This is a genomic window from Chryseobacterium flavum (genome assembly GCF_003385595.1).
In the GTDB taxonomy this organism is placed as follows: Bacteria; Bacteroidota; Bacteroidia; order Flavobacteriales; family Weeksellaceae; genus Chryseobacterium; species Chryseobacterium flavum.
The window spans coordinates 1-12,164 of the sequence record NZ_QNUE01000030.1 but is presented as its reverse complement, the minus strand read 5'-3'; the positions used below and the strand labels follow the sequence as shown (position 1 = coordinate 12,164).

General features: G+C 36.8%; 10 protein-coding genes. 6 read left to right on the top strand and 4 right to left on the bottom strand.

Translation table 11 applies throughout. The features are described from left to right. The first annotated feature begins 309 nt into the window (after positions 1–309). Positions 310–3,315 (top strand): GEVED domain-containing protein, encoded by a 3,006-nt coding sequence (locus DRF59_RS20300; RefSeq protein ID WP_167456713.1) that lies wholly within the window; start codon positions 310–312, stop codon positions 3,313–3,315. A 252-nt stretch (positions 3,316–3,567) separates the two neighbouring features. Here the strand turns inward: DRF59_RS20300 and DRF59_RS20850 are convergent, their stop codons facing one another. Both DRF59_RS20850 and DRF59_RS20295 read right to left on the bottom strand, forming a co-directional pair. Beyond that, complete coding sequence (locus DRF59_RS20850) at positions 3,568–3,726, bottom strand: hypothetical protein (RefSeq protein ID WP_157967480.1); 159 nt, start codon at positions 3,724–3,726, stop codon at positions 3,568–3,570. Between the two features lie 43 nt (positions 3,727–3,769). Continuing rightward, positions 3,770–4,597, bottom strand: coding sequence for an ion transporter (locus DRF59_RS20295; RefSeq protein WP_115964387.1), 828 nt, complete (start codon positions 4,595–4,597; stop codon positions 3,770–3,772). A gap of 249 nt (positions 4,598–4,846) precedes the next feature. On the opposite strand from DRF59_RS20295, the gene DRF59_RS20290 reads away from it, so the two are divergent. The 3 genes from DRF59_RS20290 (at position 4,847) to DRF59_RS20280 (ending at position 7,682) form a co-directional block, all read left to right on the top strand. Further along, positions 4,847–5,695 (top strand): hypothetical protein, encoded by an 849-nt coding sequence (locus DRF59_RS20290; RefSeq protein WP_241505647.1) that lies wholly within the window; start codon positions 4,847–4,849, stop codon positions 5,693–5,695. A gap of 110 nt (positions 5,696–5,805) precedes the next feature. Continuing rightward, positions 5,806–6,903 carry a Nif3-like dinuclear metal center hexameric protein gene (locus DRF59_RS20285; protein ID WP_115964385.1) on the top strand — a complete coding sequence of 366 codons (1,098 nt, stop codon included), beginning with the start codon at positions 5,806–5,808 and terminating at the stop codon, positions 6,901–6,903. 2 nt (positions 6,904–6,905) lie between these two features. Continuing rightward, a complete protein-coding gene (locus tag DRF59_RS20280) occupies positions 6,906–7,682 on the top strand; it encodes a zinc ribbon domain-containing protein (protein ID WP_115964383.1) in 777 nt (258 codons plus the stop codon). A 47-nt stretch (positions 7,683–7,729) separates the two neighbouring features. On the opposite strand, the gene DRF59_RS20275 is transcribed toward DRF59_RS20280, so the two are convergent. Continuing rightward, entirely contained in the window at positions 7,730–8,386 is a 657-nt protein-coding gene (locus DRF59_RS20275) for a hypothetical protein (protein WP_115964381.1), read from the bottom strand. Positions 8,387–8,392: 6 nt separating this feature from the next. Further along, a complete protein-coding gene (locus tag DRF59_RS20270) occupies positions 8,393–10,171 on the bottom strand; it encodes an AMP-dependent synthetase/ligase (RefSeq protein ID WP_115964379.1) in 1,779 nt (592 codons plus the stop codon). Between the two features lie 361 nt (positions 10,172–10,532). On the opposite strand from DRF59_RS20270, the gene DRF59_RS20265 reads away from it, so the two are divergent. Further along, on the top strand, positions 10,533–11,672 hold the full coding sequence (locus tag DRF59_RS20265) for an acyl-CoA dehydrogenase (RefSeq protein WP_115964377.1): 1,140 nt from the start codon (positions 10,533–10,535) through the stop codon (positions 11,670–11,672). Positions 11,673–11,697: 25 nt separating this feature from the next. Then, positions 11,698–12,063 (top strand): hypothetical protein, encoded by a 366-nt coding sequence (locus DRF59_RS20260; protein WP_115964376.1) that lies wholly within the window; start codon positions 11,698–11,700, stop codon positions 12,061–12,063. Positions 12,064–12,164: the final 101 nt, after the last annotated feature.

Sequence of the window (12,164 nt, the reverse complement as noted above, 5' to 3'; positions counted from 1 at the left end):
TTTTTTTATTGAGCTTTATATGATTTATTAATTTTTTTTTAATAATTATTTTATGTTAAATTCATATTGTTAAGAAGAAAAATAATATTGGTTTATTTGTAATTGATTGATATATAGTACTTTAATATTTTTCATAGTTTGATGATAAAATATTAAAATCAAATACTTGTTTAATTTTAATTAAAAATATCTTATAAATATTATTCATTAGTTGTTGATTTTTATTTAATTGAGTATTTATGTTAAATATTATTTAAATTAGCTCCGTAATTTTATCTACTATATATGAGAAAACTTCTATTGACTTGTATGATGTCCTTAGGAATAGGGGCATCTGCACAAATTGTGGTGAATGAGGGATTTGACACCTCTACTTTTCCCCCGGCAGGCTGGTCAACAGCTTCGGCAGCTTTTACAAGAACTACATCCAGTTCTTATTATTGCAACGGAAGCGGAGCGGCAAGAAAAGAATTGTATGGGACGGGTTCAAATGCATCGTCTTATATGATGTATAGCTCTACCATGTCAAGTGGACAGCAAATTGATGTATCATTTAATTATTCTGCAAAACCTTATGGTTCGTCTTATGTTGTAACTGGGAATATGCGGGTTGAGTATTCTGCTGATGGAGGAACAACATGGAATTTAATTGGTTCTCAGGTTGATTTTACAGATCCGGTGACGAGTTGTACTGCTTTTACAGGAGCAATTCCTGCCGGAGCAGTTCCGGTAGATTCTGATTTCAGATTCAGGATTACAGGAAACAGAACTCCGGCCAATACAGGTAATTCAGACTGGTATCTTACATTGGATGATATACAACTGACACAAACAGGATCCTGTTATGCGCCTACAGCACTGACTCCCGGTGGAGTAACGGCTAACTCAGCAAGTGTTTCATGGACGGCACCGGCTACAGCACCCGCTAGTTATGATATTTATTACAGTACCTCGAACACGGCACCATTATCTACTACTGCGCCAGTACTGACGGGGATTACTACAACGTCAGAAACAATAAACGGACTTAATGCTAATACAGGTTACTATGTCTGGGTTAGATCGAGCTGCGGTACATCAGATAAAAGTTCATGGGCCGGACCAATATATGTTTTCACAGGATATTGTGTTCCAACAGGCGGGGCCAGCTCAACATCTTACTATTTAAATAATATTACAACGTCTACACCAGGCTTTACGAACCTGAGCTATACAGCTTCTTCATATACTGCTTATGTTGATAATTCTTCAGTTTCTTTTTCAGGTATAGCTGGTGGAAATGTTGATTATTCTCTAAAAACAGCAGGAGGAAGTACTTATTATTACTACATCTGGGTAGACTGGAATAAAGATCTGGATTTTAATGATGCTGATGAAACAATGCTTGCCACAACTACATATTCTGCAACCTCAACCGGGTCATTTGCAATCCCTGCAGGCCAGGCGTTAGGAAGTTATAAGGCCAGAATCGGAGTTTCGTACAGCGGAGCAATTACGGCTTGCGGACCGGCTCCATATGGAAATTATGTAGATTTTACCCTGGACGTGATTACACCTCCTACCTGTATGTCTCCTACAGCTCTTAATATTACAGGCTTTACAGCAAATTCTGCATCTGTTTCATGGACTGCTCCATCTACTGCTCCGGCAAATGGATATGAGATTTATTACAGTACTTCAAATACCAACCCTACTTCTTCAACTGTACCAATCCTGACAGGAATTTCCAATACAACTTCAGACATTCCGGGATTGTCAGCCAATACAAATTATTATATCTGGGTAAGGTCAAAATGCAGCTCATCTGATCAGAGTGCGTGGAGTACACCGGTAAACCTATACACAGGATATTGTGTTCCTACCGGAGGTAGTTCCAGTACAACATATTACCTGAATAACATCACAACCAATACAGTAGGTTATAGTAACCTGGGTTATACCGCATCACAATATTCTGCCTATACGGATAATGCAGCTACGGTATTTTCAGGAACACCGGGTGGAAATATTGATTATTTGTTAAAAGCTTCCGGGGGCAGTACATATTATTATTATATCTGGGTAGACTGGAATAATGACCTTGATTTTGCAGATAATGGGGAAGGAATGCTTGCCACAACATCTTATTCTGCAACTTCAACGGGGTCATTTGCAATTCCTGCGGGTCAGGCATTGGGTAACTACAGAGCAAGATTTGGAGTGTCTTATAGTGGGGCGATTACAGCTTGTGGGCCGGCTCCATATGGAAACTATGTGGACTTTACCTTGAATGTAACAACCCCACCAACATGTATCAGCCCAACTGCAGTTACGATTTCAAATATCGCAACGGACACCGCTGATGTTTCCTGGACAGCTTCTACTACACCTCCGGCGAGTGGATATGATATTTATTACAGTACATCAGGTACAGCTCCAACAGCATCTACTGTACCTCTATTATCAGGGGTTTCCGGAACGTCTCAGACAATCAGTGGATTGAATCCTGCTACTTTATATTATGTATGGGTAAGATCTCACTGTACTACTACAGATATCAGTGTCTGGTCTGCCTCTGCCAGCTTTGTTACAGCTTGTGTTACAGCACAGTCTCTGAATGAAAATTTCGATTCAACAGCTGAAAACGGACTTCCTGCCTGCTGGACAAGTATAGGATCTAATGCAGGATATGCAAAAGTTATGGCGTATGCAAGTGCCGGTACAGGCTCTGCAATAAGCACTCCAAACGGACTGTATATTTATACTTCAGGTTCAAGTACAGGGATGATATCTACTCCGGAACTGGCTAATCTGCAATCCAATAACTTTGTGATTAAATTCAAAGGAAGAGCCAATTATACTGCCGGCGGGGTAGTTCAGATCGGTTATCTGACAAATCCTTCAGATACTTCTACGTTTGTTGAAATCGGATCATATACTGCTTCAGGAACGACAACAGTGGATGATTATACCCTGAACATTACGGGAGTTCCTGCTGGAGTAAACAAACTTGTTCTTAAACATACAGGATCTCCGGCGAACAGTGTACTGATTGACGATTTTGTTTATCAGGCTGCAAACCTTGCCACATCAGAAACGGAACTTAAGGATAAAGCTGTCAAACTGCACCCTAATCCATTTACTGATATTGTAAATATTTCTGATGTTTCTAAGGTAAAATCAGTATCAATTATTGATCTTGCAGGAAGATTGGTTAAAACTGTTGAATCCCCTTCTTCAGTGCTACAGTTAGGTGATTTAAAACAAGGGATGTATTTAGCCGTATTAAACATGAAAGACGGATCTAAGCAGACCATTAAAATAATCAGAAAATAAAAATTACTATTTTCCATTATAACCTAAGCAGCAACTATTTGGTTGCTGCTTTTTAATTATATTTTTTGCTACCTGTGGCAGATACAGACAAAACAAGTGGTTAATTACTAAGAAGAAAGTATCAGGATAAGGAATTGTTTTGTAAATGTGGAATATGGATTCTTTATTAAAACGGGAAACCTGTAAAAATAAAAGATGGACCAATTTTGCCCATCTTTATTGAAATATACTGTCTAGCTCTTTTTAACCCAATCACTTATCAGGTACCGGTTGTATATCTCCTGTATTCATAAGGTCAAACACAGTTGGGAAAAATGTTACAAGAATAAAATAAACAACAACCATCAGTACAACTAAAGCAAAAAGGATAATGACCAGGCTATTGGGTTTGTTTTTCTTTTTTGGTTCCATGATTTTGTGGTATTTGGTTAATAGATTAAATGAATACCAAATATCAAGCTAATTTCTTGCCACACTGTTTGCAGTATCTTGCATCATCATCAATATCTTCGTTTCCACATCGGTCGCATACTTTTTCCAGGTTCTGTCTTTTATTCCGCATTTCTGCAGTTACAATCCCTGTAGGTACTGCGATAATGGAATAACCTGCCAGCATGAGAACCACTGCAAAGAATTTCCCCATCGGGGTAATGGGGGATACATCTCCATAACCTACCGTGGTTACCGTAACTACAGCCCAGTAGATAGATTGGGGAATGGTTTCAAATCCTTCTCGGCCACCTTCCACCATAAACATAAGTGATCCTACAATAACTGAGAAAATAATCAGGAAAAGGAGAAATATATAGATCTTTCTGGAACTGTTTTTTAATGCCCGGACAATGAGATAACCGTCATTCATAAAATCCAGAAGGTTGAAGATTCTGAAAATCCTCAACATTCTCAGCATTCTGAAAATGAGAAAATATTTGGTAACCGGAAAGAAGAAACTAAGGTAGAAAGGAACCAACGCTAAAAAATCAATGATCCCAAAGAAGCTGAAAATATAATTTTTTTTGTTTTTTACCACAGCGATACGCATAGAATATTCAATGGTAAAGAAAATGGAAATAATCCATTCAAGAACCAAAAAGGTATAATGAAACCTTTTATCCAGCATTGGTACACTTTCCATCATAATAATGGCTGTACTTAACAGAATTAAGGATAATAATATGATATCGAAGAGTTTTCCGAGTCTGGTATCCGAGCGGTAAATTATTCTGTAAAGGAATCTTTTCCAGAGTGTATCTTCAGGAATAAGGTTGTGTTCTCTTTCCATTTAAGCCTGTTTATTTCACAGCGAAGTTAATAATTTCAATTCAGTATAATGTAAAAATAGTATCGTTAAAAGAATTTTCAAATGTTAAAAATTTTTTTGATCATTGAAAGGGGAGTTATTTATAGTTAATTGTATGACTTTCAATGTATTATATTTTGTAAAATACGGATAAGAAATGACATATAAAAATTTATTTTTTAACATTTTTTTTCTGGTAGTTTGTAATTTTAACATACAAAATCTGATATCATGAGAAAATTATTAACTTCTTTTATTCCAATCTTCTTATATAGTATCATATATGCTCAGGTTGGGATTAATACAACAACTCCTAACGGAGCATCAGTATTGGATATTGTCTCTAATCAGAAAGGGCTTCTTATTCCTCGTCTTACAGATAGCGAGAGAGATACCAACCTTGCTGATAATAATGTTGCAACAGTACCACCTGTTGGTGTTGCGAATGCTAGTCTTACCACAGGAACCTTAATTTTTAATACAACGTCGAATAATTTCCAGTACTGGGATGGCATCCTCTGGAGGCAGCTTTTTGTTCCCACATCTTCTCAGGCTGGTAACGACGGGGTCGTTAAGGTAAATTCTGGAAACGCAAATGTAAAACCATCTCTCAACCTAACCGCCTCCGGAAGCGGTTATGGTCCCAGGGTTCAGGTGTTTTACGCCGTACCCCTGGTTTTTGCAGCAAGTCCTACAACAAGCTGGCCGGAAACTACAGTTCCTTTTCCCGGAATTACGGCAAACATCTATACGGCTGCTACCGGCAAGTGGAGAGAAAATGAAATTTATGGACAGGTCCATATCTGGAGAGCAATTGTAAATGTTACTCCAGGTTCTAATTCTTCGGGATCCGTAAAAGCAACCTTTAAAAACCCTGATTCGGGATTTGAGATCAATTCGATTCAGCTTGTTCCAAGTGGTTCGGGAGGTATAGGAAATATTCTTACTTTCTACTTCTATACCATTGCTGATCAGGCCAGCCTTGATCCGGGAAGGGGCTATCAGCTCTTCCTTGAGTCAGATATAAATTGTGCTGCAGTAATAGATTCTTTTACGAGAGTATCACTTTTTAAAGATTAATTATATTCTTTTCAATTCAAACCGGCCGATAGCTGCCGGTTTTTTATTGCTTTTATTTTTTCAGAAGTTGGTAAAATTAATATCTTCGCTGTAACTGTAAAAACAGAGTTATGAAGCTAAAAACTGTAATTTCAAAAATTGAAGAGGAAATAAGTATAAAACAGGCAGAGGATTTTGATAATGTCGGATTGCTTTGCGGTGTTCCGGATCGGGATGTGAGTGGGATCCTGGTGTGTCATGATGCTTTGGAAAATGTTGTGGAAGAGGCTGTTCAGAAGAATTGCAACCTGATAGTGTGCTTTCATCCTATTATATTTTCCGGTTTGAAATCTTTAACAGGAAAGAACTATGTAGAAAGAGCAGTTTTAAAAGCAATTGAAAATAAAATAGCTATTTATGCCATTCATACGGCTTTTGATAATGATTTCTTTGGAGTGAATTATGGAATATGCCGCCAACTGGGATTAAAGAACATGCGAATTCTTCAGCCCAAAGAAAACAATTTGAAACAACTTACGGTCTTTGTTCCCAAAGAATATTCAGAAAAAGTGAAAGAAGCCATGTTCTCTGCAGGAGCCGGAAGTATAGGGTTTTATGACGAATGCAGTTTTACAGTGAATGGTAACGGAACATTCAGACCGGTAGAAGGATCAAGTCCGTTTTCCGGGCAACAGGGGATTCGCGAAAATGCTGATGAAGATATGATTTCCGTGATATTTGAAAGCTTTAAACAGGGGCAGATTGTAGGTGCTATGAAAGCTGCGCATCCTTACGAAGAAGTAGCTCACCAGATATACAGTCTGGATAATAAAAATCATCATGCCGGATTAGGGATGTATGGTGAGCTGGAGGAAGAAATGGAGGAAACAGATTTTCTGAAGCATGTTAAAGAAATATTTGGACTCCATGTTATAAAACATTCTCCCTTCAACCATAAAAAAATCAAAAGAGTAGGGGTTCTCGGAGGCTCCGGAGCCGGTGGAATACGGGCTGCTGTTTCTCAAAAATGTGATGCCTATCTTACCGGAGATCTTAAATATCATGACTATTTTTTAGCTGAGTCAAAAATGTTGATCTGTGATATAGGGCACTATGAATCAGAACAATTTGTAACTCAACAATTATTTGAAATTTTATCACAAAAATTTAGTACATTTGCAATTTCAAAATCTATTGAAAAGACAAACCCAGTAAATTATTTCATTTAAATATGGCAAAAACCAACGATATTTCAGTTGAAGAAAAATTAAGAGCTTTATACGATTTACAGATCATTGATTCAAGATTGGATGAAATCCGAAATACTAGAGGAGAATTGCCAATTGAAGTTGAAGATCTGGAAATTGAAATTGAAGGACTTGAGAAAAGAGCTGAAAAATTTCATGCAGATATCAAAGATCAGGAAGATCAGATTAAAACGAAGCATGAAGTTATTAACCATGCTAAAACTTTAATTGAGAAATACAAATCTCAACAGGATAATGTAAGAAACAATAAAGAGTTTGAAGCATTAGGGAAAGAGATCGAATTCCAGGACCTGGAAATCCAGCTTGCTGAAAAAAGAATTAAAGAATTTGGAGCTAAAATTGCTCACAAAAACGAAACTTTAAGTGAGCTGAATGCAAAGATCAATGATTTAAAAAGCCACCTGAAGTTTAAGAAAGAAGAATTAGATGGTCTTATTTCTGAAACTCAAAAAGAAGAAGAATACTTATTAGAGCAATCTAAAGAATTCGCTGCTAAAATTGATGAAAGATTATTGGCTTCTTACAACAGAATCAGAACAAACTCTATCAACGGTCTTGCTGTAGTAGGTTTAGAAAGAGGAGCTCCTAAAGGGTCTTTCTTCACTATCCCTCCTCAAAAACAAATGGAAATTGCTCAGAGAAAGAAAATCATTATTGATGAGCACTCTGGAAAAATCCTTGTTGATGATGAATTGGTAATGGAAGAAAATGAAAAAATGAAATCTGTAATTAAATTCTAATTCAGAACCATTAAATAAAAAAACCGGAAGAATTACTTCCGGTTTTTTTATATGCTACTCTTTCCATAATGAAAATTTATTTCTTTACATAAATTTATGATTGCTTTTTTTCCAGAAAGTGTGAAGCCGGTAAAAGAATATTCATTATCTGTTCCCTTATTAAATACTCTATATGTTCTGGCTGGAATATGGGTTTCAGTAATAGAAGAATTACAGCTTAAACAGACACTGATCTGATTAACCTTTTTTATTCCTTTAAAGAATACCAGGCCAAGATGAGGTTGAAAACACGCTGCAGACCTTTCTCCATAACTTGAATTTTTTGCTAAGGCAGATAGGATCTGATCAGCCTGTCTTTGAGTAAGGAATTGTTGTTTTAATATGACAGGTACAAATTTTCCTTTTTTGTCAATTGCATTAGGATAGGTTTCTTCATCACCTGCAAAATCATAAGCAATGATTCTATCATAATCAAGCTGGTTAAAAGGCACGCCGTTTTCTATTTTAGGTTTTATAATATCAGCATTTTGAATATAATTAATCAATATTTTCTCTTTTAAAGCAGTATCTAACAGTGGAGGTATTTCTATTTTCGTTTTAGATATTGTTTTGGAGTTTTCAATCTGTTTTTTACATGAGAACATAAAAAGTGCCAATCCGGCAAGTGCAGATTGGCAAAGAAATGTATACTTGAATAATTTCATTAACAATTAATCCTGATGGTCATACATCTTATTATATAAAGCTATAAACTTCTCTTTTACTGCTTTTCTTTTCAGTTTTAAGGTTGGAGTAAGCAATCCGCTTTCGATGCTCCATACTTCAGGGGTAAGTTCAATTTTTTTGATTTTCTCCCAGTTGCCAAGGTGTTCATTGATGCCTTCTATTTCTTTTTCAATCCTTTGCTTAAGTTCGGGACTTTTCGCAATTTCTTGCGGGGTGGAACCAATGTTCAGGTTGTTTCTCATGGCCCAGCTTTTTGCAAATTCGAAATCAGGCTGTACAAGGGCACATGGCATTTTTTCACCATCACCTACTACCATGATCTGCTCAATGAATTTAGAAGCTTTTGCTAAATTTTCAATAGTCTGGGGAGCAATATATTTTCCGCCTGATGTCTTGAACATTTCTTTCTTACGATCCGTGATCTGTAAAAAACCGTCATTGTCTATATGTCCGATATCACCGGTTTTGAAGAATCCATCCTCTGTGAAGGCTTCCCTGGTCATTTCTTCGTTCCGGAAATATCCTTTGAATACGGACGGACCTTTTACGGTAATTTCCCCGTCTTCCTGTATCTTTACTTTTAAATTGTCCAACGGAATCCCTACGGTCCCCACTTTCATCTTTTCAAAGCTGTTTACAGAAATTACCGGAGAAGTCTCCGTTAAACCATACCCCTCAAGAATAGGAATTCCTGCATTCTGAAATATTAAGTTAAGTCTTGTGGATAATGCTGCTGATCCTGAAACCAAAGTCACGATTTCACCTCCTAATCCTTCTCTCCATTTGGAAAATACAAGTTTATCTGCAATAATTTCCTGAAGCCCGGATGGCTTTGAAATGGTTTTCTTTTTACTGATTAAGTTCAGTGCCCAGAAGAAGATTTTTGATTTCAATCCTCCTGCAGAAGATCCTGTATTATAAATTTTATCGTATACTTTTTCTACCAGCCTCGGAACTACAGTCATGTAATGTGGCTTTACTTCTTTTACATTTTCACCCATTTTCTCGATGCTTTCTGCGAAATAAAGAGAAAAACCGTTGTACTGATAAAGATAGAACAGCATTCTTTCAAAAATATGACAGATGGGAAGGAAACTTAATGCTCTGGTTTCTTTGTAATCGAGACTTCTCTTTTTTGGAATTCTCGGAATGGCCCCAAGTATGTTTGAAACAATATTATTGTGGGTAAGCATTACTCCCTTAGGTCTTCCGGTAGTTCCGGAAGTATAGATGATCGTTGCCAGATCTTCAGTATTGATCGCATTGGAAAGGTCGTCCACTTCAATTTGTGTAGATTCATCCTTACCCAGATCCAGAATCTCTCTCCAGTTGGCCGCACCGCTGATGTTATCAAAAGTAAAAATTCCCTGTAAGCTCGGGATGTTGTGCTTTACTTTCATCACTTTATTCAATAGCTCCTTATCAGAAACAAAACAGTACTGAATTTCTGCATTATTGAAGATAAATTCATAATCTTCCGGAGAAATACTTGGATAAACCGGTACTGAAACAACCCCGATCTGAGAAAGCCCGAAATCCATAATTGCCCATTCCGTACGGGAATTGGTTGTTATCAATGCAATCTTATCCCCTGGCTTTATTCCCAGTTTAAGTAACCCTCTGGAAATCTTATTCCCTTCATTAATAAACTCCTGGGTAGATGTTTTTTTCCATTCTCCATGGTATTTGGTTGCAAACATATCCGGTTTAGGATATCTTTCTAAAGCGTAGTGAGGAATATCGAATAATCTTTTGATTGTCATGATTTTTTAAGTAATTTATAAAGAAACCTAAATATAAGCATTTTTTTTAATTGTAGAAGATTGAATAAAATAATTGGAAATTAGTTGAATGTTTACCATAATATTTTTAGAATAAAATATTGTTTAATGTTGAAAAACAGTTGGTTATTGTTCTGGTGTAAACAGGGATAGATTCGTTTTTTTAAGTGATATTCCTTTTTTATTTCACTTTTCCAAGCCCTTTTCGGATTTTGCAGGTAAACTATTAATTTTCAGTTATCCCAATTTCAGCCTTCTGCTTGCTCTTTCATAACCAACGTCCGATTTATATTTTCAGATTTGCTTAAAAAGTGTAAATTTACGGCTATCTAATTATTTTTTTATGAACTTTAATTTATCGGAAGAACAGCTGATGATTCAGCAGGCAGCAAGAGATTTTGCACAGAATGAATTATTACCTGGCGTTATTGAAAGAGACCGTGATCAGAAATTTCCTGCTGAACAGGTGAAGAAAATGGGAGAAATGGGCCTTTTAGGAATGATGGTTGATCCAAAGTACGGAGGTGCAGGTATGGATAGCGTTTCTTACGTTCTGGCTATGGAGGAGATTGCAAAAGTAGATGCTTCTGCGGCAGTAGTAATGTCTGTAAATAATTCATTGGTTTGTGCCGGTCTTGAAAAGTTTGCTTCTGAAGAGCAAAAAGTAAAATACCTTACTCCTCTTGCAAGTGGACAGGTAATCGGGGCATTTGCTTTATCTGAGCCTGAAGCCGGTTCTGATGCTACTTCCCAGAAAACAACTGCAGAAGATAAAGGAGATTATTATCTTTTAAATGGTATTAAAAACTGGATCACAAACGGTGGAACAGCATCTTATTATATTGTAATTGCACAAACGGATCCTGAGAAAAAGCATAAAGGAATCAATGCCTTTATCGTAGAAAGAGGATGGGAAGGTTTTGAGATCGGGCCAAAAGAAGATAAATTAGGAATCAGAGGAAGTGATACACACTCACTGATCTTTAACAATGTGAAAGTTCCGAAAGAAAACAGAATTGGTGATGATGGATTTGGGTTCAATTTTGCTATGGCTGTATTGAACGGAGGTAGAATCGGTATTGCTTCCCAGGCTTTAGGTATTGCTTCAGGAGCTTATGAGCTTGCTTTGAAATATGCAAAAACAAGAAAGGCTTTCAAAACTGAAATTATTAACCACCAGGCAATTGCTTTCAAACTGGCAGATATGGCTACCCAGATTACGGCAGCGAGAATGCTATGCTTCAAGGCGGCAACAGAAAAGGATGCCGGAAAAGATATCTCTGAAAGCGGAGCAATGGCAAAATTATATGCGTCTCAGGTGGCAATGGATACCACTATCGAAGCGGTTCAGATCCACGGTGGATATGGATATGTAAAGGAATACCATGTAGAAAGACTGATGAGAGATGCCAAGATTACTCAGATCTACGAAGGAACTTCCGAAATCCAGAAAATCGTGATCTCCAGAAGTATCGCAAAATAAAATTTAAATATAAAACACACTGCTTATGAAAAAATCTTTGTGGATTACCCTCGGTGTCATACTGCTGCTAGTAGGAGTATTCGTATGGTATAAATACTTCTTCGTTTTCGGGGAAGGAGTGAAATCCGGATATCTGAATTATGCAATGAAAAAAGGATATATTTTCAAAACATATGAAGGAAAACTGATTCAGGAAGGATTCGGAAGAGGAAAGACAGGAACCATTACAAGCTATGAGTTTGAGTTTTCTGTGGATGATCCTGAGGTTTTCAAGCAACTGGAAACCAATAGCGGTAAAACCTTTGATCTTCATTATAAAGAGTACAATGGTGCTTTGCCATGGAGAGGGAATACAAAGTTTATTGTAGATAAAGTAGTGAACATGAAATAAAAAAGAGGCTGTCTCAAAAGTGAGGCAGTCTTTTTTTGAGCATAAAAAAAGGAAAGCTTTTGCTTTCCTAATATTTGCAAATTGATTAATTTGCTGTGTGT